Origin of the sequence: Chloroflexus islandicus, assembly GCF_001650695.1 — a bacterium.
GTDB lineage: Bacteria > Chloroflexota > Chloroflexia > Chloroflexales > Chloroflexaceae > Chloroflexus > Chloroflexus islandicus.
The window spans coordinates 73384-97134 of sequence record NZ_LWQS01000030.1; the positions used below are offsets into that span (position 1 = coordinate 73384).

General features: G+C 61.5%; 15 protein-coding genes and 1 pseudogene. 11 read left to right on the forward strand and 5 right to left on the reverse strand.

What is annotated here, in order from left to right:
* Window positions 1-135: 135 nt before the first annotated feature.
* Window positions 136-2721, reverse strand: coding sequence for an ATP-dependent chaperone ClpB (clpB, locus tag A6A03_RS01255; RefSeq protein WP_066782799.1), 2586 nt, complete (start codon window positions 2719-2721; stop codon window positions 136-138).
* 169 nt (window positions 2722-2890) lie between these two features.
* Between clpB and A6A03_RS01260 the strand changes: the two genes are divergently transcribed.
* The 11 genes and pseudogenes from A6A03_RS01260 (at window position 2891) to solA (ending at window position 16302) form a co-directional block, all read left to right on the forward strand.
* Complete coding sequence (locus A6A03_RS01260; protein ID WP_066782803.1) at window positions 2891-3487, forward strand: ComEA family DNA-binding protein; 597 nt, start codon at window positions 2891-2893, stop codon at window positions 3485-3487.
* A gap of 1222 nt (window positions 3488-4709) precedes the next feature.
* The gene (gene pyk, locus A6A03_RS01265; RefSeq protein ID WP_066782805.1) at window positions 4710-6134 is read left to right on the forward strand and encodes a pyruvate kinase; all 1425 of its coding nucleotides are present in this window, start codon (window positions 4710-4712) and stop codon (window positions 6132-6134) included.
* 69 nt (window positions 6135-6203) lie between these two features.
* Window positions 6204-7115 carry a cobalamin-binding protein gene (locus A6A03_RS01270; protein ID WP_066782807.1) on the forward strand — a complete coding sequence of 304 codons (912 nt, stop codon included), beginning with the start codon at window positions 6204-6206 and terminating at the stop codon, window positions 7113-7115.
* Window positions 7116-7163: 48 nt separating this feature from the next.
* Complete coding sequence (locus tag A6A03_RS01275; protein ID WP_066782809.1) at window positions 7164-8945, forward strand: hypothetical protein; 1782 nt, start codon at window positions 7164-7166, stop codon at window positions 8943-8945.
* Between the two features lie 64 nt (window positions 8946-9009).
* Window positions 9010-9708, forward strand: a complete 699-nt coding sequence (locus tag A6A03_RS20230; RefSeq protein WP_172812270.1) for a transposase — start codon at window positions 9010-9012, stop codon at window positions 9706-9708.
* Window positions 9709-9743: 35 nt separating this feature from the next.
* Window positions 9744-11501 (forward strand): M61 family metallopeptidase, encoded by a 1758-nt coding sequence (locus tag A6A03_RS01285; protein WP_066782812.1) that lies wholly within the window; start codon window positions 9744-9746, stop codon window positions 11499-11501.
* A 111-nt stretch (window positions 11502-11612) separates the two neighbouring features.
* Window positions 11613-12319: pseudogene (gene rpiA / locus A6A03_RS01290) on the forward strand (ribose-5-phosphate isomerase RpiA); the annotation flags it as partial.
* A 240-nt stretch (window positions 12320-12559) separates the two neighbouring features.
* Window positions 12560-13231, forward strand: a complete 672-nt coding sequence (gene rpe, locus A6A03_RS01295; RefSeq protein WP_066782817.1) for a ribulose-phosphate 3-epimerase — start codon at window positions 12560-12562, stop codon at window positions 13229-13231.
* 56 nt (window positions 13232-13287) lie between these two features.
* The gene (gene glk / locus A6A03_RS01300; protein ID WP_066782819.1) at window positions 13288-14268 is read left to right on the forward strand and encodes a glucokinase; all 981 of its coding nucleotides are present in this window, start codon (window positions 13288-13290) and stop codon (window positions 14266-14268) included.
* 60 nt (window positions 14269-14328) lie between these two features.
* Window positions 14329-15048 carry an NUDIX hydrolase gene (locus tag A6A03_RS01305; RefSeq protein WP_066782821.1) on the forward strand — a complete coding sequence of 240 codons (720 nt, stop codon included), beginning with the start codon at window positions 14329-14331 and terminating at the stop codon, window positions 15046-15048.
* 96 nt (window positions 15049-15144) lie between these two features.
* Window positions 15145-16302 carry an N-methyl-L-tryptophan oxidase gene (gene solA / locus A6A03_RS01310; RefSeq protein WP_076798203.1) on the forward strand — a complete coding sequence of 386 codons (1158 nt, stop codon included), beginning with the start codon at window positions 15145-15147 and terminating at the stop codon, window positions 16300-16302.
* A 751-nt stretch (window positions 16303-17053) separates the two neighbouring features.
* On the opposite strand, the gene A6A03_RS01315 is transcribed toward solA, so the two are convergent.
* The 4 genes from A6A03_RS01315 to A6A03_RS01330 all read right to left on the reverse strand — a co-directional run bounded on the left by A6A03_RS01315 (window position 17054) and on the right by A6A03_RS01330 (window position 23169).
* The gene (locus tag A6A03_RS01315) at window positions 17054-17434 is read right to left on the reverse strand and encodes a thiol-disulfide oxidoreductase DCC family protein (protein ID WP_066782826.1); all 381 of its coding nucleotides are present in this window, start codon (window positions 17432-17434) and stop codon (window positions 17054-17056) included.
* A gap of 300 nt (window positions 17435-17734) precedes the next feature.
* Window positions 17735-18781 (reverse strand): serine hydrolase domain-containing protein, encoded by a 1047-nt coding sequence (locus tag A6A03_RS01320; RefSeq protein ID WP_066782828.1) that lies wholly within the window; start codon window positions 18779-18781, stop codon window positions 17735-17737.
* A gap of 15 nt (window positions 18782-18796) precedes the next feature.
* Window positions 18797-21325: a VWA domain-containing protein gene (locus A6A03_RS01325; protein WP_066782830.1), complete on the reverse strand. Its 2529-nt coding sequence runs from the start codon at window positions 21323-21325 to the stop codon at window positions 18797-18799.
* Complete coding sequence (locus A6A03_RS01330) at window positions 21322-23169, reverse strand: vWA domain-containing protein (RefSeq protein WP_066782832.1); 1848 nt, start codon at window positions 23167-23169, stop codon at window positions 21322-21324. The genes A6A03_RS01325 and A6A03_RS01330 overlap by 4 nt, the downstream gene beginning before the upstream one ends.
* Window positions 23170-23751 lie beyond the last annotated feature (582 nt).

Below are 23751 nucleotides of genomic sequence, written 5' to 3' on the forward strand. Positions count from 1 at the left end.
GCCTTTCTGGTGGATGCCAACGCACTTGATGCGAAGCAGCGTGCAAACGCTATCTCATTATACCCCACCACAAACAGAAAAACCGGCGCGCAAGGGAGGTGATCCCTTCCGCGCCGGTTGCCGGCGGCGTGAGGCTTAGCTGCGCCGGAAGACGAAGTTGCCGTTCTCGACATCGACCACGATCGTGCTGCCCTCTGGGAAGGCGCCTTGCAGCAATTGCAGCGCCAGCGGGTTTTGGATCCGTTGCTGGATCACCCGCTTGAGCGGACGCGCACCGAAGACCGGGTCGTACCCCTCGGCAGCCAACTGCGCTCGCGCGGCAGTGGTCAGTTCGAGGTTGAGCTTGCGATCGGCCAGCAACTTGCGCAGCCGGTTGAGCTGGATCTCAACGATCCGGTCGATGTGCTCGCGGGTGAGCGGCGCGAAGACGATCACTTCATCGATCCGGTTCAAGAACTCTGGCCGCAACGCACTCCGCAACTCTTCCATTACCGCGGCCCGGATCTCGCTTTGCGGCGCGCCTTCACGGGCCAACTCCTGAATCGTCGCGCTGGCGATGTTGCTAGTCATAATGATGACCGTGTTCTTGAAGTTGACCACCCGGCCTTGACCGTCGGTCAACCGGCCATCGTCAAGCACTTGCAGCAAGACATTGAAGACGTCGGGATGCGCCTTCTCGATCTCGTCGAACAGCACGACGCTGTAGGGTTTGCGCCGCACCGCTTCGGTCAACTGGCCGCCCTCATCGTAGCCGACGTAGCCGGGAGGCGCGCCGATCAGGCGAGCCACCGAGTGCTTCTCCATGTACTCCGACATGTCGATCCGCACCATAGCCTGCTCATCGTCGAAGAGGAACTCGGCCAGTGCGCGGGCCAGCTCGGTCTTACCGACGCCGGTCGGGCCAAGGAACAGGAAGCTGCCCAAGGGCCGGTTAGGGTCTTGCAAGCCGGCGCGAGCGCGGCGCACCGCGTTCGACACCGCCGTGACCGCCTCGTCTTGGCCGACGACGCGCTGGTGCAGGCGCTCTTCCATATGCACCAGCTTCTCAAGCTCGCCTTCGAGCAGCTTCGTCACCGGGATGCCAGTCCACTTCGAGATAATCTCGGCAATGTCGGTCTCGGTGACTTCTTGGCGCAACAGGCGATTTTGGCCGCCCAGTTTGGCCTCGGTCTCTTGCAGCTCGCGTTCGAGGCTGACCAGCGTGCCGTATTGTAGCTCTGCCGCCTTGTTGTAGTCGTATTGGCGTTGGGCCTGCTCGATCGCAGCGCGAGTCTGCTCGATCTTCTCTTTCAGTTGCTGGATGCGCTCCAGCTCTTGCCGTTCGCGTTGAATTTGCGCTTCCAGCGCCGCCCGCTGCTCGCGCAGGTTGGCCAACTCTTGCTCAAGCTTCTCAAGCCGCTCTTTGCTGGCCTGATCCTTCTCTTTGCGCAACGCCTCGCGCTCGATCTCCAACTGCATCATCCGCCGCTTCAGATCGTCGAGCTCTTGCGGATCGGAGGTAATCTCCATGCGCAAGCGCGCCGCCGCCTCGTCGATCAGGTCGATCGCCTTGTCGGGCAGGAAGCGGTCAGAGATGTAGCGATCCGAGAGCATCGCCGCCGCGATAATCGCGCCGTCGGTGATGCGCACGCCGTGGTGGGTCTCGTAGCGCTCTTTGAGACCGCGCAAGATCGAGATGGTATCTTCGACCGACGGCGGATCGACCAGCACCGGTTGGAAGCGCCGCTCAAGCGCAGCGTCCTTCTCGATATGCTTGCGATACTCGTCGAGCGTGGTCGCGCCGACCATGTGCAGCTCGCCGCGGGCCAGCATCGGCTTCAACATATTGCCGGCATCCATCGCGCCTTCAGCCGCGCCAGCGCCGACGACGGTGTGCAGCTCGTCAACGAACAAAATCACGTCGTCGCGCTCTTGGATCTCTTTGAGCACCGCTTTCAGGCGCTCTTCAAACTCGCCGCGATACTTAGCGCCAGCGATCAGCGCGCCAAGGTCAAGCGCAATCACCCGCTTGTTCTTCAGCGCTTCGGGCACATCACCGCGCACAATGCGTTGGGCCAAGCCCTCGACAATCGCCGTCTTGCCGACACCCGGCTCGCCGATCAACACCGGGTTATTCTTGGTACGGCGCGACAAAATCTGGATCACGCGCCGGATCTCTTCATCGCGCCCGATCACCGGGTCGAGCTTATTGCGCGCGGCCAGTTCGGTCAAATCACGGCCATACTGCTCAAGCGCAGCATAGGTGCCTTCAGGGTTCGGGCTCGTCACCCGCTGCGCACCGCGTACTTCGCGCAACGCCATCAGCAGCTTATCGCGGGTCAAGCCGGCTTGCTTGAGCACGCGCTCGGCCCCGCCGCCGGCATGGTCGAGGATCGCCAGCAGCAAGTGCTCAGTGCTGACGTACTCGTCGCCAAACTGGGCCAATTCATCGTGGGCCTTGACCAGCACCGTGCGCAAGCGCGAACCGAGCTGCACCTGCGCGCCGCCGCCGCTCATGCGCGGGAAGCGGGCAATTTCGTTATTGATCTGTTGCTTAATCGCGCCGACCGGCAGGTTCAGCTTAGCCAGCACCTGCGGCACCACGCCGTCGCTCTGGTCGAGCAAGGCGAAGAGCAGGTGTTCCGGCTGCACCTCGGCGTTGCCCAGCCGTTCAGCCGCCGCCTGCGCCGCCGCGATCGCTTCGTACGATTTCTGCGTAAACCGATTGGTATTGAAGGACATACGTCCACCTCCTTACATCTTGTGCTGCTTGTACTGTAGCAGAGCGGTATCTGTGATGCGATAGCGCAGTGTTAACGTTGCGTTGGAAAATTGGGCGTTACTTTTGGCCGGTTGCTGCGGTTTCTTATATAGAGAGCAAAAATGGGGCGCAGCAGCACGGAGGCAAGCGATGGACATGGAAGGGCAGCCGTGGTACCGGCGACCGCAGCGGGTAGTGGCGGTGATCTGTGCGCTGATCGGCGGATTGCTGATCGCGTTTGGGCCGGAGGCGAAGGCGATGTGGTGGCCGGATGGGGCAGCGACGGCGGAAGCGTTTGAGGTAGAGGCATTGCCCACACCCACGGTCGCGCCGTTGGTAGTGTATGTGTCGGGGGCGGTGGTAGCGCCGGATGTCTACCGGTTAACGCCGGGAGCGCGGGTGGTTGACGCGCTGCAAGCGGCGGGTGGCTTGATTGAGCTGGCCGACGTGAGCGGGATCAATCTGGCGGCGCCGGTGCGGGATGGCGAGCACATCCGCGTGCCATACGCGGGGGAGGCAGTGGCGCAAGCGGCAGCGAGCGAGCAATCCGGGTTAATCAACCTCAACCGCGCCAGTGCGGCTGAACTGGAAGAGTTGCCGGGGATTGGGCCAACGCTGGCGGCGCGAATTATTGACCGGCGCACGGGGCAGGGGCCGTACCGCAGCGTGGAAGAACTGCGCGAGGTGCCCGGCATTGGCGAAAAGCTGTTCGGCCAGATTGCGCCGCTGGTGACAGTTGGCCCATAAGCAACAATTGCATCCACAACCTTGCACGAATCGTTGGTCTGGCATATACTCGCGGTGACACACAAGTGATAGGTGGCGAGCGCTATTGTCAGTGCGAGAAGTCGTGCTCGGTGGTCATTGCGAGGGCGCGCAGCAATCGCCTGCTTCAACGCGCAGCCTGCCTGAGCGGGTTACTCCCGTGCTCGAAGGAGATTGCTTCGCCGCGCTCTGCGCGGCTCGCAATGACACCGGGTGAGCGGGGGTGGCTCCACCCTCCCCCAGCGGGGGAGGGCTGGGGTGGGGCACGACCGATCGCGCGGCTGGCAATGACAGCAGGAGAGTGGCGGCGTCACCCTCCCCCGGCGGGGTTGAGGTGCGGACAGAACGTGTGGTTGAGCACAACGATTGATCGGTGTGCGATGCCTCGAAGGCTGGTGCTGCGCTCCCCTCTCCCACGCCAGTGGGAGAGGGGCTGGGGGTGAGGGCCAGTAGCCCGCGCAGCGGGCTTCGTAAGCCTAGCCCGGCCCTTGAGGGCCGGGTTCTGGACAGATGTTCTGTCCACCCTCCCCCAGCGGGGGAGGGCTGGGGTGGGGGCACGACCGATCGCGCGGCTGGCCATGCCAGCAGGAGAGGGGCGGCGTCACCCTCGCCCGGCGGGGTTGAGGTGCGGACAGAACGTGTGGTTGAGCACAACGATTGATCGGTGTGCGATGCCTCAAAGGCTGGTGCTGCGCTCACCTCTCCCACTGGCGTGGGAGAGGGGCTGGGGGTGAGGGCCAGTAGCCCGCGCAGCGGGCTTCGTAAGCCTAGCCCGGCCCTGAAGGGCCGGGTTCTGGAAAGATGTTCTGTCCGCCCTTGAACCCAGCGGGGGAGGGCTGGGGTGGGGCACGACCGATCGCGCGGCTGGCCATGCCAGCAGGAGAGTGGCGGCGCCACCCTCCCCCGGCGGGGTTGAGGTGCGGACAGAACGTTTGGTTGAGCACAACGATTGATCGGTGTGCGATGCCTCGAAGGCTGGTGCTGCGCTCCCCTCTCCCACTGGCGTGGGAGAGGGGCTGGGGGTGAGGGCCAGTAGCCCGCGCAGCGGGCTTCGTAAGCCTAGCCCGGCCCTTGAGGGCCGGGTTCTGGACAGATGTTCTGTCCGCCCTTGAACCCAGCGGGGGAGGGCTGGGGTGGGGGCACGACCGATCACGCGGCTCGCAATGACAATTGGGAAGCGAGATAGAGTGCAAGAGTGGAGCTTATGCGACGCACAAAAATTGTGGCAACCCTTGGGCCAGCGACGAGTACACCTGAACGGATCGCCGGATTGATTCGGGCCGGTATGAACGTAGCCCGGCTCAACTTCTCGCATGGGACGCATGCCGATCACGCAGCGCGGATTGCGATGGTGCGGCGGGCAGCGGCGGAGGCAGGCCGTCATGTTGCGATCTTGCAAGACTTGCAGGGGCCAAAGATACGCACGGGGCCGCTAGCCAACGGCCAGCCGGTTGAGTTGGTTGCCGGGCAGCGGTTTATTATCACCACTGAGCCGATTATCGGTGATGCTAATCGGGTCAGCACAACCTACCGCGCCTTGCCGCTCGATGTGCGGCCACGCGATCGCATCTTGTTGTCAGATGGGCTCATCGAGCTCGTAGTAACCAGCCATACCGACACCGAAGTCGAAACCGAAGTCGTCCATGGCGGTCGTTTGCGTGAACACCAAGGCATCAATCTGCCGGGAGTACGGGTGAGTGCGCCGGCGGCGACTGAGAAGGATTTCGTTGATCTCGCTTTTGGGCTTGAACAGGGCGTCGATTACGTTGCACTCTCGTTTGTGCGCCGGGCGAGTGACGTGCGCGAAGTGAAGGAGTTTATCCGGCGTGCAGGCAAGCAGACGCCGGTGATCGCCAAGATCGAACGGCCCGAAGCACTCGATGTCTTGCCGGAGATTTTGGCTGAGGCGGACGGGATCATGGTGGCGCGCGGCGACTTAGGGGTCGAGATGCCACCAGAGCGGGTGCCGATCGTGCAGAAGCAGATCATTGCGGCGGCCAATCAGGCGCTGTTGCCAGTGATTACGGCTACGCAGATGCTTGAGTCGATGATCCACAACCCGCGGCCCACCCGTGCCGAAGCGAGCGATGTCGCCAACGCTATCATTGACGGTACTGATGCCGTGATGCTCAGTGGCGAGACCGCCGCCGGCGCTTACCCGATCGAGGCGGTGCAAATGATGGCGTTGATTGCCGATGCGGTTGAGGCGTCGTTGAGCAGCAACCAACATCCGGCCACGCCGCGTTGGACAATCGCGCCGGCGCAGTCGACGCCACGCGCGATTGCAGCAGCAGCTTGCACCATTGCCAATACCCTGCCGGTGCGGTTTATTGCCGTCTTGACCCAAAGCGGTTCGAGCGCGCGGCTCGTTTCCCATTACCGGCCTGAGGTGCCAGTGCTCGCCTTTTGCCCAAGCGACGAGACCGCTCGTCGCACCAGTCTGTATTGGGGTGTGACGCCGATCGTCATCGAAGCCCGTGACCGGCTTGATGAACTTGAGCAGCAGATCGTCCGCATGATGCGCGATGCGGGCTATGTCCGGCGCGGTGATCTAATCGTGTTAAGCGGCGGTCACCCGGTCTACCGCTATGGGCCGACCAACTTTTTGAAAGTTATCACAATCGAATAGGATTCTTGACACTAGCCCCATCGGATGCTACGCTGTAGCTAATGGCAGACCGTGTTGGGCAGGATGACCATGCGTATTGTCTCGCTGCTGCCGGGAACAACCGAAATCGTCTGTGCGCTGGGGCTTGGCAACCATCTGGTTGCCGTGACCCACGAGTGCGACTATCCGCCGGAAGTGCGCGGGTTGCCGGTAGTGACGCGCAGTATGCTGGAGCAGGACGAGAGTTCGTCGGCTGAGATCGATGCGGCGATTCGCGAGCGTGCGCGCAACGAACTCTCGATCTACCAGCTCGACATGGGATTGATCGAGGCGCTCCAGCCCGATGTGATCTTGACGCAGGCGCTGTGTGATGTGTGCGCCGTGCCGTTACGGCAGGTGGAAGCGGCAGTCGCTAGCGGGACGGCACAGGTGTTGTCGTTTGAACCAACGAGCTTGGCCGGTATCTTCGGATCGATCAAAGCGATTGGGCGAGCATTGGGGGCGCCGGAACGGGCCGAAGCGTTGGTTGACGATCTGGCAGCGCGGGTTGAGCGGGTGCGCGCGCGGGCCGCGCAAGCGACCTATCGCCCCCGCGTTGCCTGTCTCGAATGGCTCGATCCGGTGTTTGGGCCGGGCCACTGGACGCCGGAACTGGTAGCGATTGCTGGTGGCCAGCCGGTGCTAGGGGTTGCCGGTGAGCGATCGCAACGGGTATCGTGGACGGATGTGATCGCCTGTGCGCCAGAGGTGATCATTGCGATGCCGTGCGGGTTTTCGCTCGAACGGGCCGTGGCTGAAGCCACCGCTATTTTGCCGCAGCGGGCCGGTTGGTATGCCTTGCCGGCGGTACGGGCAGGCAATGTCTTTGCGGTTGATGGCAATGCCTATTTCAGCCGTCCCGGCCCGCGTGTGGTTGATAGCCTAGAGTTATTGGCCGAACTGATCCATCCCAATCTATTTGCCGGATGGGGGCCGCAGCATGCGGCTATTGCGCTGCGTTGATCGCGGACGCTGTTATTGTTCAGCTCCAATTCGAGGGAGAATGTGCAGATGTCAAAGCCAGAGCTGACGATCCCCAAAGTCTTGCAGGCCTTAGCTGCCGAACTTGATCAGCCGGTAAGCGTTGCCCAACTGTGTGATCTGATGAAAGCGCGCTGGTCGGTAAACTACGCGGTAGCTTCAGTGCGCAGCAGCCTGCGCTGGGAAAGCATCACGCTTGGTTGGGTGAGAATCAATCGCTTGCAATATCTCCCTCTGCGGTTGGTGCTCGATGGATTGCGGTTCCGGTGTTGGCCCCGTCCGCAAGACATCGCCGAGGGCCGGTTGCCGATTGCCCATCTGCGCCCCTTTGCCGGTCTGCGCCGGCAGCCCTTGCCAATCATCTATGATGAACAGGGTGCGATATTGGCCGTGAAAGAACCACAGGCGAAAGCAACCGGTTTTGCTTCTCATGCTGCGGTTGACATGCGAAAGTGGTTTCAACGCCATCACTTCGCCGCTGGTGACAGCATTCTGGTCGAAATTCGCTATCAGAAGCGGCCAGAGTTGTATTTCACCTATGAGCCAGCCAGCGCATTTCAGGCGAGCCGCGTCGATGAACAGGATCGCGCTCTGCTGCAAGCGATTGTCAAGCAGGTCGATGCCGGTATGAAGCCGTGTGAAGAGGTTATTCTGCCGATTTTTGCCAGTGCGCCGTGGCGGACAGGATACCCCGGACGGCCATGGCAGTATCTTGTCTTGAGCGATCCGCGCTTGTATTTGATTGAAGATTCGTTGTTACAGGCATATGATCCGTATTTTGATATAGGGCGATTGTTATTGCAAGGAACATCGAGCGATGATGTGGTGTTCCATCCATCATTGGTGGAGCAAGCGCAACAGGTGCAGACTCCGGCCAAGCAGTCGGTCATCGATGAGATTACGGCCTTGCAGCAAGAGATTCAACATTCACGTACCCAAGATCAGCAGGCCGGTCTCTGGAACGGCGATCTGTCGCGTGAATCACGAGTCGCTGATGAAGAAGAGGATCATTTCTGGGATACGATGGATGAAATGATGGGTGTGGCCATCAATATGGATGAGATGACGCGGGCCGTGTTGCGCATGCAAGAAATTCTGCCGCCGGAAGTTCAGCAGCAATTGTCCGAAGCGACCCCAGAAGAAGCTGAGGTTATTCTGAGCCGCCATCTGAACTATCTGTTAGCCAAAGCGCCCGATTTATTCCCGCGGATTGATGTGCCGCCTATGTCACCGTCGAACAATTCTTGGATTACGAAACACAGCGTTGATAGCGATAGTGAGTCCCTCGATGAGCTTGATGAGAGCGCATGGATCGATGACGACGACTGGGATGATGATGATGAATTTGGTGATGAAGAATGGGATGACGATGATGAGGAAGATGCCGCATTTACCCAGAGTGTCAATCTGATAAATCAGTATAGTGATTATTTGCTCGAGATGGGGAAGAAGCGTTCGACTGCGCTCACGCAGACCCGTCTTTTGAAGCCATACGCTCAGTTTTTGGCTTCGTTTTACCAGCGATCGCTGCATGAAGGCGACTATGCGACACTTGACGAGTTTCTGTTTTACTACTACCCCAATCACCACGATGGCTCAGAACGACATATCCGTGATATGTGCGGCGCGCTCAAGCAGTTTTACGCCTTTTTGCGCGAGCGCGGCGTGATCGAAGACGATCGCTTTGCGCAGGCGATCTGGAAACGGCGCGATCAGGCTGCGCGTTTGATGGCGCTGTGCCAGAAGTTAGAGCGCGATTATCCCGATCAGCCAGACTTGCTTGCAATGCTGTTTAAGCCGTACATGTCATAGCAACCATTATTTTGTTAGCTGCCGTATGCGCCTCTTTAGGCGCATTTTTCTTTACGATGCATCGATGAATGCCTATCAACCTCACCAACATCATCGCCGGAGCATCCGCTTACGTGGATTTGATTATACGCAGGAGGGTGGGTATTTTATAACGATCATGACCCAACGTGGCGAGCATTTGTTTGGAACAGTCGTCCATGGCGTGGTTCAGTTAAGTGAAATGGGAGCAATCGCTCATCAGTGTTGGCTAGATATTCCAAAGCATTTCTCCCGTGCTGTATTAGATGAATTTGTGGTGATGCCTAATCATATCCACGGCATTATTTTTTTGACCAATGATTCATCCGTGACAAAGCCGGTGGATGCCAAGGCAACGAACGGGGTAACGAACGGGGCAACGAACGGGGTAACGAACGGGGCAACGAACGGGGTAACGAACGGGGTAACGAACGGGGTAACGAACGGGGTAACGAACGGGGTAACGAACGGGGTAACGAACGGGGCCGCGGTAGGGGCGACGCATGCGTCGCCCCTACCGCGGCCGTCGCCACGCGGCCCCCAACCCCATTCCGTTGGCGCCATCGTTGGTTCGTTCAAATCTGCCGTAACCCGTCACATCAATGCGTTGAACCGCACCCCCGGCATCACGGTTTGGCAACGGAATTATTACGAACACATCATCCGCTCGGAACAGGCGCTCAACCGCATTCGTCATTATATTCTGGCAAATCCAAGCCGTTGGCAACGCGATCGCTACCGATAACGACGCGGGAACGGCATTGTCTTTGAGGAACGATCATGATCACCTACACTATCTCAATGCCAGCCCCTCATTCGCATTTGTTTCATGTGCGGATCGAAATTGCGCGCGCCGAAACTGGCGATGTGCAGTTGTCATTGCCGGCGTGGACTCCCGGTTCGTATATGATCCGTGAATTTGCCCGTCACGTGCAAGAATTTCAGGCTGCTGACGGCGAGGGGCGACCATTGCCGTGGCGTAAAGTTCGTAAAGATGGTTGGTTGGTGGCGGCAGGCCCGGCGACGGGCGTGGTCGTCTCGTATAAGGTCTATGCGTTTGATCTGACGGTGCGCACCAGCCATCTTGATGGCACCCACGGCTATTTCAACGGCGCGAACGTCTTGATGTACGTTCACGGCCATACCCGCGAGCCGCTGATACTGCACGTCGATCCGCCGTCCGGTTGGCAGGTGACGACCGGCTTGACGCCGCTGCCACCTGATCCCGCTTACCCGCACCGCGCATCGTTTCAGGCCGCCGATTACGATGAGCTGGTGGATTGCCCGGTTGAGTGCGGCACCCACCGGCTGTTGTCATTCACGGTTGATGGCGTGCCGCACCGGATTGCGATCTGGGGACGCGGGAACGAAGATGAAGCGCGCTTGCTTGCCGATACGCAGCGAATCGTCGAGGTGCAGCGGGCGATGTTTGGCGGGTTGCCGTACCGCGATTACACCTTCATTCTCCATCTGACCGATGGGCGCGGCGGCGGGCTTGAACATCGCAACAGCGCAACCAATATGGTTGATCGCTGGACGTTCGCCGATCAGTATGAACGCTATCTGAGCCTGACCTCGCACGAGCTGTTTCATGCGTGGAATGTGAAGCGGTTGCGTCCAGCGCCGCTTGGCCCGTTCGATTATCAAAACGAGAACTATACCCGCCTGCTCTGGTTGATGGAGGGAGCGACCAGCTATTACGACGATCTGCTGCTGGTGCGAGCCGGCCTGATGAGTGAAGAGCGGTATCTGCAAAAATTGGCCGATGAGATCGTGCAATTGCAGAGCCAACCCGGTCGCCGTCTGCAAAGTCTGGAGCAGAGCAGTTTTGATGCGTGGATCAAGTTCTACCGGCCTGACGAAAATAGCATCAATACCAGCATCTCGTACTATCTGAAGGGGGCGCTCGTCTGCTGGATGTTTGATATGGCGATCCGCGCGCGCACCAATGGCGAGCGGAGTTTCGACGATGTGATGCGCTATCTCTACCAACGTTACCCGATTGAGGGGCCGGGTATTCCCGAAGAGGGAGCGGTACTGGCGGCCATCGAGGCGATCGGCGGCGCTGATGGCGGCCTGCGCGAGTTGTACGAGCGATATGTGACCGGGGTTGAAGAACTCGACTATGCGGCGGCGCTGGCCGTGGTGGGCCTCGAACCGCGCTGGCAGCACCGGCGTCCGCGGCCAGACGGGCAACCGCCGGCGTGGTTGGGGGTCAATTGGCGGAAGCAAGGTGAACGCACGCTGGTGGCTGCGGTGCGGAGTGACGGCCCGGCATACGAGGCGGGGGTGTATGCCGATGACGAGCTGATCGCGATTGACGGCTGGCGGGTCAATGAAGAGCGGCTCAACCAGCGCCTGCTCGAACGGCGACCCGGCGATACGGTACGGTTGACGCTCTTCCGTGGCGATGCGTTGATTGAAGTGCCGGTGATATTGGCCGTCGCGCCGTATGATATGCTATCGCTGGTGCCGGTGGCGGCACCAACGGCGCAGCAAGTGCAAATGCGGGCTGCGTGGTTGGGGCGAATCGTGTAGGTACAAGTGCAAGGTATGGCGTGTGGCAGTCACACTGCCGCCATCAGCCTATGGCGTGCGGCAGTCACACAGCCGCTTTGAGCAAGAATCGTTTGACAGCAAGGTGCGACAATGACTTCCGTCGAAACCCTGAAAGCAATGGCGGCGGCGGCGGCGGTTGCGCTCGTGCAGCCGGGGATGGTGATCGGGTTGGGGTTCGGCAGCACAGCGGCGCATGCTACGCGCCTGATCGGCGAGCGATTGGCCAGTGGCGCGTTGCGCGATATTGTGGGAGTGCCGTGCGCTGAAGGGACGGCGACGCTGGCCCGTGAGATGGGCATCCCGCTTACCACGCTTGATGAGGTGAATGCGGTCGATCTGACGATTGACGGCGCTGATGAGGTTGATCCGCAGATGGCGCTGATCAAGGGCGGCGGCGGCGCTTTGTTACGCGAGAAGATGGTGGCGCAGGCCAGCCGCCGGGTGGCGATTATCGTTGATGAAAGCAAGCTCTCGCCGGCACTAGGGACACGCTTTTACCTCCCGATTGAGGTGGTTGATTTTGGTTATCGGGCAACGGCGCGCTGGCTCGAAGCGCAAGGCGGCAGTGTGCGTCTCCGTGTGCGCACCGATGGCCAACCCTTTCGCACCGATCAAGGCAACCTGATCCTCGATTGGGCCTGCGGCCCGATTACTGACCCGGCGGCGCTGGCGGCGCGGCTGGCGGCGCGGGCCGGCATCGTCGAGCACGGTCTGTTTGTCGGTTTGGCGACCGATCTCTTTGTCGCCGGCGCTTCAGGTGTGCGCCATCTCACGCGCTAAGATGCGGTACAATAGCGCGGTACTGTAGCGACATACGATGGCGTTCTCGCGTTCTTGAACCGAATGGCAGCTTGGTTCCTTGCAGATGGGTTATCGCGCTCACTGAGGGGATTGTCGCGCCGCCTTGCGGCGGCTCACCGTAACAGAAGCTAGGAAAGAATGCGCGAACTGCGTTGGTAGTGTCTCAGTGATCTATGGGGAAAGTTAACGTGCTGCTGACCAAGCCGTTGGTCTTGTGAATACGTTGGATGCATGATATGCGGCTGGCGCCTTCAATTCTCACCGCTGACTTTACCCGCTTGGGTGAACAAATTGCTGCGGCCTGTGACGCAGGCATTGATTGGATCCACCTCGATGTGATGGATGGCCGGTTTGTGCCGAATATTAGCTTTGGCCCGCTGGTGGTGCGCGCCTTGCGCCCGCTGGCCGATCGCTACGGTGCGATGCTCGATACGCATCTGATGATCGTCGAGCCAGAGCGGTATGTGGCCGATTTCGCCGCTGCCGGGGCCGACCTGATCACGGTTCATGCCGAAGCTACGCCGCATGTGCATCGAGCCGTGCAGATGATCCACGATCTGGGCAAGAAGGCGGGTGTGGCTATTAATCCGGCGACGCCGCTCAGCATGATCGAAGAGATGATCGATCAGGTCGAGTTGATCTTGCTCATGACAGTGAATCCCGGTTTTGGCGGCCAAACCCTGATTCCCTCGGTGTTAGGCAAAGTGCAACGATTAGCCGCGCTGGTAGGCGATCGGCCAGTCGAGATTATGGTTGACGGCGGGGTGCATCCATCGACGATCGCTGCCTGCGCCGCTGCGGGTGCGACCGTGGCTGTGGTTGGTTCGGCAGTGTTTGGTCCGCAGCCGATCCCTGACGCCATTGCCGCCTTGCGCGCCGCGCTGGCCGAAGCGCCGCCGGTGCGCTAAAAACCGCTCGCTTGTGTTGTTGTGACCGTTATCCTCAATTCGTTGACAGGTGATGTATGTATCTAGCCGGCGATATTGGCGGCACCAAAACCATCCTTGCCTTGTTCGATCAATCTGCCGGGCCGCACCATCCGCTGGTCGAGCAAACCTTTCCCAGCGCTCGCTATCCGAGTCTGCAGGCGATCATTGCCGAGTTTCTGGCCCAACACCCGGCGGCGATCGCCGGCGCCGCTTTCGGCGTTGCTGGCCCCGTGGTGGCCGGACGGGCCACCATTACCAATCTCACGTGGACGATCGATGCCGCTGAGTTGAGCAGCGCACTGGGAGGCGCGCCGGTTCGCTTGCTCAACGACCTTGAGGCTATCGCGCAGGCGGTGCCGATCCTTGAGCCCGACGATCTCGCGACCCTCACCCCCGGCGCACCGGTAGCCGGTGGCGCGATTGGCGTGATTGCGCCGGGCACCGGCTTGGGTGAGGCGTTCCTGACGTGGGATGGCACGCGCTACCGTCCGCACCCCTCTGAAGGCGGGCATACAACCTTTGCGCCCCGCAATCAGGTGGAAAAAGACCTGCTCGATTATCTCCACCAACGTTTCAGCCACGTCAGCTACGAGCGTGTCTGTTCGGGGATCGGCATCCCGAATCTGTACGCCTTCGTGCGCGATCGGCTACTCCAGCGCGAAACGCCGGCGGTTGCTGAACAACTGGCCGCCGCAACTGATCCGACGCCGATCATTGTACAGGCGGGGATGGCAACCGACGGGATGTGTCTGGTGGCGCGCACGGCGCTCGAGTTATTTGTGGATATTCTCGCCGCCGAAGCCGGTAATTTGGCGTTGAAGGTGTTGGCGACCGGCGGGGTGTATATCGGTGGCGGCTTACCGCCACGGGTGCTCTCGTTGATCAAACGCGAACGCTTCTTGCAGATCTTCCGCGATAAAGGTCGCTTTAGCGACCTGCTGGCCCACGTGCCGGTGCATGTCATCCTTGAGCCAAAAGCCGGCTTGCTCGGCGCAGCAGCCGCAGCGATGACTTGACATAGCGGTTATTTTAGTGTATAAATAACACTAAATCGTAACCGGAAGAGAGGCTCGATCATGCAGGATGAACGCCCAGCTCTCTACGATGTCAGCAAATACCAATTACCGGCAGTAACGGTTGATGTCGTCATCTTCAGCTTGATCAATCGCACCTTGCATGTGTTATTGGTGCAACGCAAACGCTGGCCATTCGAGGGGCGCTGGGCGATTCCGGGGGGGTTCATCCGGCTCGATGAGTCGTTGGAAGAGGCGGCGCGGCGCGAGCTCGAAGAAGAGACCGGGGTGCGCGATGTGTACCTCGAACAACTGTATACCTTCGGCGATGTCCAACGCGATCCGCGCCACCGCGTGATCAGCGTCGCCTACATCGCGTTGGTGCGCGCCGATGCCCAGACGATCCGCGCCAGCGATGAGAATAGCGATGTGCGCTGGTTTCCGGTCGATCATGTGCCGGCGCCGCTGGCCTTCGATCATGACCAGATTCTGGCTTATGCCCTCTCGCGCTTGCGCTCGAAGCTCGAATATACGACACTGGCATTCCAATTATTGCCCGAACTCTTCTCGATCCTTGAATTAAAGCACATTTACGAGCAAATTCTGGGTGAGAAGCTCGATAAAGGCAACTTCTACCGCAAAATCAAAGAGGCCGGCATCCTCGAAGAGACCCCCTATATGCGCGAGGGGCGCGGTCGCCCGACCCGCCTGTGGCGCTTCCGCCGCGATCGGCCCGGCGATAAGCAGTTTGTCTTTCGCTGGCGCGAAGACCGCCGCGAGTAAGCTGGCTCGCCGACCCGGCGTGCTATGACACCCCCTGTAACGCAAGGTGGTATGATTCAAATAGACAACTAGCAGCTCCGCGAAGCGAGGCGCGTTATGCGTATGCTCGAAGTGTTGATTGTAGGCGGCGGGGTGATGGGCGCGGCGACAGCGTATGCGCTCGCCCGGCGCGGACGGCGGGTGCTGCTGCTCGAACAGTTTGCCATCGGGCATGCGCGCGGGAGTTCGCACGGGTTGTCGCGTTTGATCAGCTATGCCTATCCCCAACTGCACTATACGCAACTGGCCATCGCCTCCCGGCAGGCTTGGTCTGATCTCGAAGCCGATGCTGGCCAACGCCTGCTCATCAAGACTGGGGCGCTCGATCTTGGCCTAGCCGGCCTGCCACATCTGCGAGCATGCGCCGCCAATTTGGCGGCTGCCGGGGTGACGTTCGAGCAGGTATCGGCGCCTGAACTGCGCGCCCGCTTTCCCCAGCTCTCGATCGCTGATCAGACCATGGGTTTGTACCAGCCTGATGGCGGGGTGTTGCCGGCTTCGCGCTGTGTGGCGACATTCATCGAACAGGCGCGCCGTTATGGCGCTGCCATTGCAGTGGGGGTGCGGGTCGATCGGATTGTGCCGGATGGGGCAGGCGTGCGGGTTGATGCTGCCGGGGCTACCTACCGGGCGCAGCGGGTGGTGATTGCAGCCGGCTCGTATACGCCGGTGCTGTTGCGCAGTCTCGGCGTGTCATTTCCATTGCTTGTCACCCGCGAGCAAACCGCTTGTTTTCTGCCGCGTGACCGGGTGTTGAGCAAAGTCGGCTATCTGCCGGTGGTGATCGATCACGACAATGGCACTGAACCACCGCTTGTCTGTTTCCCCGATCTCGGTGAAGGGGTGAAGGCTGAGCGCCACGGTGTTGGCCCGCTGGTGCATAACCCCTACGAACCGCCGCCACTCCCCGATCCGGCTGAGAATGAACGGATCGCGCGCCGGCTCGAACAGACGCTGCCCGGCTTCGCGACCCGGCTGGTACGCGCCGAGACGTGTCGCTATACCCATACGCCTGATGGCGACTTCCTGATTGATCGTCATCCTGAATATAGCCAAATCATTATTGCCGTTCCCTGCGCCGGCCACGGCTTTAAGTTCGCCCCGTTAATCGGCGAGATTGTCGCCGATCTGGCCCTGCAAGGCGCAACGCAGTACGATATTGCCCCGTTTCGGTTCGACCGGCTCCGCAAGCGGTATCCGGTAGAATTGGCGTAAGCGGCTGTATGTCAGTGCGAGTGCGCGGAGCGCCCGCAACAATCGCGCCTTTGCCCCACCCCAACCCCCCCCCGCTGGGGGAGGGATTCTAACCCCGGCCCTGAAGGGCCGGGCGAGAGGTACGAAGCTCGCTGCGCGGGCTGCTGGCCCTCATCCCCCCGGCCCTTCTCCCACCTGACGGCGGGAGAAGGGCCGGGGGTGAGGGCGAAACGGTGCATCTCAAAGCTATCAACCATATCTACGCTCATGTGTTCTGTTCGCGCCTGAGTGCTGCTGGGGGAGGGAGTCGTTCGATGGGTCAAGCACCATCATCCGCTTTCTTCATGTCATTGCGAGGGCGCGAAGCGCCCGAAGCAATCTCCTGCTTCAGCGCAAAGCATGCCTGAGCGGGTGCCAACGGCCAATTGCCCCCACCCCAACCCCCCCCCGCTGGGGGAGGGATTCTAACCCCGGCCCTGAAGGGCCGGGCGAGAGGTACGAAGCTCGCTGCGCGGGCTGATACCCCACCCCTTGCCCCTCCCCCGCTGGGGGAGGGGTGATGGGGAGCGCAGCATCGGGCTTTGAGGCATCGCACAGCGATCAACCGTTGTAATCAATCAAATGGGCTATTCCCCTAAAATCCCTTTGCGCCCTCTGCGATCTTCGCGCCTTTGCGTTACAAGCCTTTGCGATCTTTGCGTTACAAGTCTTTGCGTCGTTGCTGGTTTTGCGGCGCCGTTGGGTGGGTAGCAACGACCTTGCTCTGGCGGAACTATGCCCGCCGGCACGATCCGTCGTCGCAGGCGGGGTTGCCGCCAAAGAGGTAGCGGTTGCGGGCGACAAAGTCGTAGATTGGCCCGGCCACCATCAGCGCGCCGGGCAATCGCATCAATTCCCCCAACCCGCGCAAAGCCGGCAGCCGCAACAAGAGTTCGCGCACCGCTTCCGCTCCGCGGTAAATTGTTCCGTCCGGCCCAACGACGTGCAGTTGCCCCATCGCTTCCTCGTGGCTGATCTGCGGAAACCGCTCGCGGGCAGCCGGGCTGTTAGCGTCAAGCAATTCGATTTGGCGCTGCTCGTCATACGCCGCGACCCACTCGGCTTGTTGGCGGCACATCCGGCAGTTGCCATCGTAGAGCATGGTGTAGGGCATGTGGGCAATCCTTTCCGCATTAATATGGCACAATGGCCGTCACCACCAGCGCCAGCACGAGGATGCCGATGATCACTGCGCTCAAGATGCGAAACCATTGTTGGTAGCGTTTGCGGCTCATCTCAATGCCTCCGTGTGCGATATTGCAAGGCTCTGCTTGTATTATAGCAATTCTGCGATCCATAGGTATGTGCGGCAGTTTGACTGCCGCACTCCACACGAGAGTAGGCCGCGTGAGCGTCGCCAAGCATGGGTAGTAGGTATGTTGCGGCAGGGTGGCTGCCGCACTCTACACAAGGGTTAGCTGGCGGTCGCTTGCAAGACCGCTTGGATGACTGCTGCCACCACTGTATGATGCCGGTATGGCGGTGGGGTGCGGCGCGGGTAGGTGCGGTTGCACAACACGACGATGGCGAGTTGTTTGTCCGGAATCCCAACCATGATTGGGCCGGTAAACCCGCTATGGCCAAAACCGGTCGTGATGGCTGGCCCCAGATATGGTCGCCGGAGCATCCATCCCAACCCGCTGACCGGTTGCCCGGCGCGCTCGGTTTGCGGTGTTAGCGCGGTGCGCGCGGTTTCTGCGCGCACAAGTTGCTGGCCTTCCCATACCCCTTCGCGCAAGAAGAGGTGTACAAGGCGCAGCGTTTCGCTGGCGACGCCGAACATGCCGGCATGGCCAGCGACGCCGCCGAGCGCGTAGGCGCTCTCGTCGTGGGTGACGCCGTGGACGAGACCGCCGCGCCATGCCTCGTCCCACTCGGTGGGGGCAATGCGTGGCTGCCATTCCGCTGGCGGGCGGAAACGGGTCGCTTCCATGCCGAGCGGCGCACTGACGATCTCGCTGATCGCTTGGTCAAGCGGGCCGCCGTAGATCGTCGCCACCAGCTCGCCGAGCAGGAAGGTGTTGAGGTTGGCGTATTCGGTTACGCTGCCGGGTGGGTGCTTGGGTGTTGCCGTATAGACCGCTTGCCGGATCGCATAGACGCCGGCGCGGGCCAGCGGCGCCATTTGCACGGCTAACCCGCTCTGATGGCTGAGCAGGTGGCGCACAGTGATACCGCCGGCCTGTAGCTCCGGTAGCCAGTATTGCACGGGCCGGTCAAGCGGCAGCATGCCGGCGTCGTGCAAGCGCAGCGCCGCGGTCGCGGTGAAGACTTTGGTCAGCGAGGCGAGATCGTAGATGGTATCGAGCGTCACCGGCTTCGAGCCGGGATCGTCGTACATAGTCGTGCCGTAGGCGGCGGTGTGGATGAGGCGATCGTCCTGTGTGACCAAAACGACCGCGCCGGGGAAGATGCGTTCGTGAATGGCAGTCGTGATAATGGTGTCGATAGCTGGGATCATAGCAAGGCTTACGTTTCATAACGCGAATCGGTTCCGCCGCAGCGCAATTTCCACCAGCCAGAGCGCCAAGGCGAGCCCTGCCAGCAGCGGCCAGAGTGAGGTGACGGTGGATGAAACTGGCAGCGGAGAGGTCTCGGCCAGCGCCGGTTCCAGACTGCCGCCGGTGATGGCGGCGATCTGTTGCAAGAGGGCTTCTCCCTGCGCTGGATCGGTAAGCGTATATTCAGCCGGCGGCGGCAACACGTAGCCGATGCTGCGCTGTAGCGTCTGCCCGCCGGCGAACAAGGCAACGGTGATCTGGTACGGCCCAATTGTGGCCAAGGCCAGTTCACGCGCATACGTGCCCGGCGCGATCTGCGACAAACTAACGCTCTGTTCGCTGCCGTCGGGCAGGGTGACGCGCGCGCTGGCTTGCGCCAAATCGATCGGCGCTCCTCCCGCGGTTTGCGCTGCAACCACCAGCCGCGCGCCGGCAGCCGTTGGTTCCACCCGCACCTGCAACGGCCCGCTATCGGGTGTGGGCAGCGTATAGCGCACGATCTGGCTCCAGAACCGGTCGTATTCGGGCCATCCCGGCCACGTCGTAGCCCACGGTGCAGCAGCGCTGGCCGTCCATGCCACGCTGCGACCCAAGCCATATTGCCAGACCGCCAGCAATGGATCGTCGGCCGGGCTTTCGAGCACGATGGTAGCTTCAGGACGCGGTTGCAGCGCGATATAGCCGTCAAGGGTCGGCAGCGCGCGTGGATCGAGGTTGCGCACTAACGGATGCGGTTGCTTGAGCAAGACCGGTACCGGTTGTTCTACCGTGAGTTCAGCGCCGGCAATTTCACTCTCTTGCAGGGTGATGCGCGGCAAGTCGGCGGCGTCAGCCACAAAATAGTAACGTCCATTGCCCCATTGCGCCAATTGTTCGAGCAGCTCGGTGTCGGCGTCCAGCCCAATTGCGATGGTGGAAAGGGTGATCTGCGCGGCGCGGGCAGTCTCGATCAATTGCTGATAACGCGGATAGTTATTAAAGTAACTGCGCCCGTCGGTTAACAAGACGGCGTGGCGCGCGCTGTGCGGCTCGGCGGCCAGCGCCGGCAACCCGACTGCCAGTGACCGTTCGATGTTGGTGCCGCCGCCGAGCGGCATGGTCGCGATTTGCGTTTGCAAGGCGGCAACGTTCGCGCCTTCCCCTACCGCTTGGAATGGCACTGTCCACAAGGTGTCGGTGTCGAAGGCCAGCACCCCGATCCGGTCGTCTGGTTGCAGCGCGGTAAGGGCAAGGATGGCCGCTTCTTTGGCCATGTCAAATTTACTCACGCCAAACGCGGCGCTCATGCTGGCCGAGCGGTCGATGATCAGCAAGAGCGATACCGGCGCGCGTTGCGGGCGCGGCGGCGGCGTCATCGCCAGCGGCAGCGCCTCGGCCAGCGGTGTCTCGGCGTAGCCGCCGAGGGTGAACGACTGGTTGCCGCCGAGCACCGTTAGCCCCTTGCCTTCGCTGCGCACGATTTCGCGCAAGGCAACCATCTGCTCGAACGACAACTGGCTGGCCGGCACATCCACCAGCACAATGCCGTCATAGGCGGCGAGCTGGTCGAGATTGGCCGGCAATGCGGCTGCCGGCAGGCGTTCCACGAGCATACCCGACTGGCGCAGGGTTGCGGCGAGCACAGCGCCGCCATCGCGATAGCCTTCAACCAGTAGGATCGTAGGCGGCGGTATCACCAGCGCCGTCGCCGCGGCAGTGTTGTTGGCGGTGAAGGTGTCGTTGCCCGCCGGGATCACTTCCGCGCGGAGACGCACGATTCCCGGTTCGCCGGCGGTATGGGTGATGGTAAACTGGTGCTGGTCGGGTGGAATAACGATCGGTTCTTCGCCGAGCAGTTGCTCGCCAGCCCATACCCGCAGCCGGGCGGCGAGCGGTTCGGCGCTGTTTAGAGCGCGGTAGGCGGTTGTGATGGTGAGTTCAAATACCTCACCGCTGCGGAGCAAGGCCGGCAGGTCGAGCCGGGTGATGGCAACTTCCGGTAGATTGGGTGGGGCAACGTAACGCACATCGATCTGGATGCCGGCCTGCACGGCGCGGTGCGCTTCAGCTAAAACATTGCCGCCGGTATCCTGCCCGTCGCTGATTACAATCACTCTGCCGCCGGAAGGCAACAGTTGGCGCGCCATCCGTAACGCCGCGGTGAGATCGCTGCCGGCGCTATCGGGCAACCGATCTCCGCCAGCCACCACATTGGCGCCAAACGCTAGCAAGCGCGTGGCCGGGCCGGCGGCATCGGCAATAGCTTGCGCCTCGGCGCGGATGGCCGCCTGCCCCTCCGCGGTGAGGCTCGCCGACTGATCGTAGAGCACAAGCAGCGGGCCGGCGGCTGGTGCGCCAGCCTGCCGCCAGACCGGATCGGCCAATGCGCTGATCAGCAGCGCGATGATCAGCATTCTGATCCCGACGACCAGCCATGGCAAGCGCCGGCCTGCTCGCCGCCAGATCAACACCAATGCCGGCAACGCCAGCAAGAGCCAGAATAGATGAGGAGATTGCCACATCATCGCGCCTCCGCTGGGGGCCAGCGTTGGATGTACAGCCATTCGCCAATCAAAACGATGATCGCGCCAATGATGAGCCACGACCACAACGGTTGCGGTGTCGCAGCGCGGGTGACCGGCGTCTGGGCCGGCGCTGCGCCGATGGCGGCGCTGGCAACGCGCGGCGTTGGATCAGTTTCGCCGATGGCGCCGGCATTCACCGGGAGCTGCGTTTCGCGCAAGAGTTGGTCGCCGGCCCACTCTTGCACGCGGTAGAGACCGGCTTGGTTTGGCTCGATCGTCGCCGGAATGGCTGGTTGGACGGCGAGCGTCGTTTGGTTGCCGCTGGGGTCAATCACTGCCAATTGCGTGGCTCGAATATCGGCTTGGTAAATCAACGGTGCGCCGAGTGTTACTGCCGCCGGCGTGGGAGGCGGGGTCAGGTCGCGCACGGTGCGGGCAACCAGCAGCGGAAAGGCTAACCGCGTTGTGAGCGGATTGTTTGCGAGATCGAAGTTCCACACCGCTACCTCGCTGCGCTCGAATCGCCCGCGCAGAATGAGCGGAATACCATCACTTAGTGCGAGCGGGGTTAACCACGCTGGCGGATCGATCGCGGCAATGCGCCCCCACGCGATCCCGCCTAGATTGACATCGCGCAACAATGCTTCACCGGCCGGGGTGAGGGTGAGCGTTGTTCCAGCAGGCGTGAGGCCGTTGCTGGGGAGTAACTCGCCGGGTGGAGGATTGATGATCAGCATCGCTCCTGCCAGCCAGCGCCGAGGTTGCGTGTTCACAAAGATCGTCAGATCGGCAGCGGGATCGGGCACAAACGCCGCCGGATCAACGGTAGTCAACGACACTTCCGGCATCGCCTGCAAGGCCCGCACCAACGCCGGCGCGTCGTCAGCAACCAGTACAACGTTGATCGGGCGCTGGCCGCTGACATTCACCACCGCCGCATCGTCGAGCGGCAAGCCGTCGTTGCCGTTCAATTCCAACCGGATCTGTTGCGCCGGGCCGGGTAATGTCCATGCCAATTCCAAGGCTGCGTTGGGGCGGATGTTGACCGGTTCAGTGCGGCTGAGCTGTTCGTCAACCAGCAACCGCACATTGCCGCGGAACGGTTGATTGCCGTGGTTCGCCAGCCGGGCGTAGACATGCACCGCGCCGGCGTTGCCCGTTCGCGCAGCAAGGGTGACGACAGCGCGGTTCGGTTGGGCCGTGCCGAGTACTTCGATCTGCACCGGCAGTCGCAAAGTGGTGAGATCGGGTTGCGGTACAGCGCCGTCGGTCAACCAGACCACCCGCGCGCCGGGTTGGTCGAGCAGAAACGTTTCAGCGATGGTCAGCGCGCCGGTGACATCACTGCCGGCGCCTTCGATCGTGATCTGCTCGACCGCCGCCAATAAACGGGCCGCATCGGCGCTGCCGCCGCGGTCAATCAGGCGCGCTTGCGGCCCGGCGCTGATCAGCACGACCTGATCGGCGCCGCGCATCTGCCGAATGAACGTTGCGGCGTGCTGGCGCGCGCGTTCGAGCCGGGTATTGCCGCCTTCGCGCATTGCCATACTGGTAGAGGTATCGATCAGGATTGCGGTCGTGCGTGCTGAACCCAGCCACGGCAAGGAGAATTGGGGTTGGGCCAAGGCCAACCCGATCAGCAACGCTGCCAACAGGTGCAACGCCAGCAACAGCGTCCACCGCAGCCGCCGGCGACGGCGGGCCGCCGGACGAGGCGGGATCTGTTGCCAGATCAAGAGCGAAGGCACGACTGTGCGCCGCCGGCGCGCTTGCCACAAGTGCAGTATGACGATCACCGGCAGCGCCAGTAGGGCGAGTAATCCTAGCGGGGCGAGTAATGTCATAGGTTTCCTGAGATCAATATATTAACCCTCACCCCCGTCCCCTCTCCCGCAACGCGGGAGAGGGGCGCTGCTGCCTTCCGCGCGAGCAGTGCCTGTCTCTCCCAATCGGCGGCTCCTCCTCTCCCGCCGTCAGGTGGGAGAGGGGGCCGGGGGGTGAGGGAAAACCAGCGCATCGCAAAGCCTTCAACTATATCTACGCTCATGCGTTCTGTCTACCCTTGAACCCGCTGGGAGCGAGGTAAGCGCTCTCCTATGATCATTGCGCACCGCCGCTCTCCATTTGTCATTACGAGCCGCCGGACGGCGGTAAAGCAATCTCCCGCGAGCACGGTCGATGCTGGCCCCCACCCCCAACCCCTCCCCCGCTGGGGGAGGGGCTAGCATCCCCGCTCTTCAGTTATCATTGCGCACCGCTGCTCTCCGTTTGTCATTGCGAGGGAGTGGCGGCGCCTAGCAAAGCTAGGTACCGCCCGACCGAAGCAATCTCCCCCTTTGGCGGAATGGGTGACTGAGCGCACCACTCCCGTGCTCGGAGGAGATTGCTGCGCTGCGCTCGCAATGACAGCGGTTGATGGCTGGGCG

What these genes read in the sequence shown, in the direction of transcription:
- clpB (WP_066782799.1), bottom strand. Translation starts at nt 2,721, where the DNA reads ATGTCCTTCAATACCAATCGGTTTACGCAGAAATCGTACGAAGCGATC.
- A6A03_RS01260 (WP_066782803.1), top strand. Translation starts at nt 2,891, where the DNA reads ATGGACATGGAAGGGCAGCCGTGGTACCGGCGACCGCAGCGGGTAGTG.
- pyk (WP_066782805.1), top strand. Translation starts at nt 4,710, where the DNA reads ATGCGACGCACAAAAATTGTGGCAACCCTTGGGCCAGCGACGAGTACA.
- A6A03_RS01270 (WP_066782807.1), top strand. Translation starts at nt 6,204, where the DNA reads ATGCGTATTGTCTCGCTGCTGCCGGGAACAACCGAAATCGTCTGTGCG.
- A6A03_RS01275 (WP_066782809.1), top strand. Translation starts at nt 7,164, where the DNA reads ATGTCAAAGCCAGAGCTGACGATCCCCAAAGTCTTGCAGGCCTTAGCT.
- A6A03_RS20230 (WP_172812270.1), top strand. Translation starts at nt 9,010, where the DNA reads ATGAATGCCTATCAACCTCACCAACATCATCGCCGGAGCATCCGCTTA.
- A6A03_RS01285 (WP_066782812.1), top strand. Translation starts at nt 9,744, where the DNA reads ATGATCACCTACACTATCTCAATGCCAGCCCCTCATTCGCATTTGTTT.
- rpe (WP_066782817.1), top strand. Translation starts at nt 12,560, where the DNA reads ATGCGGCTGGCGCCTTCAATTCTCACCGCTGACTTTACCCGCTTGGGT.
- glk (WP_066782819.1), top strand. Translation starts at nt 13,288, where the DNA reads ATGTATCTAGCCGGCGATATTGGCGGCACCAAAACCATCCTTGCCTTG.
- A6A03_RS01305 (WP_066782821.1), top strand. Translation starts at nt 14,329, where the DNA reads ATGCAGGATGAACGCCCAGCTCTCTACGATGTCAGCAAATACCAATTA.
- solA (WP_076798203.1), top strand. Translation starts at nt 15,145, where the DNA reads ATGCGTATGCTCGAAGTGTTGATTGTAGGCGGCGGGGTGATGGGCGCG.
- A6A03_RS01315 (WP_066782826.1), bottom strand. Translation starts at nt 17,434, where the DNA reads ATGCCCTACACCATGCTCTACGATGGCAACTGCCGGATGTGCCGCCAA.
- A6A03_RS01320 (WP_066782828.1), bottom strand. Translation starts at nt 18,781, where the DNA reads ATGATCCCAGCTATCGACACCATTATCACGACTGCCATTCACGAACGC.
- A6A03_RS01325 (WP_066782830.1), bottom strand. Translation starts at nt 21,325, where the DNA reads ATGATGTGGCAATCTCCTCATCTATTCTGGCTCTTGCTGGCGTTGCCG.
- A6A03_RS01330 (WP_066782832.1), bottom strand. Translation starts at nt 23,169, where the DNA reads ATGACATTACTCGCCCCGCTAGGATTACTCGCCCTACTGGCGCTGCCG.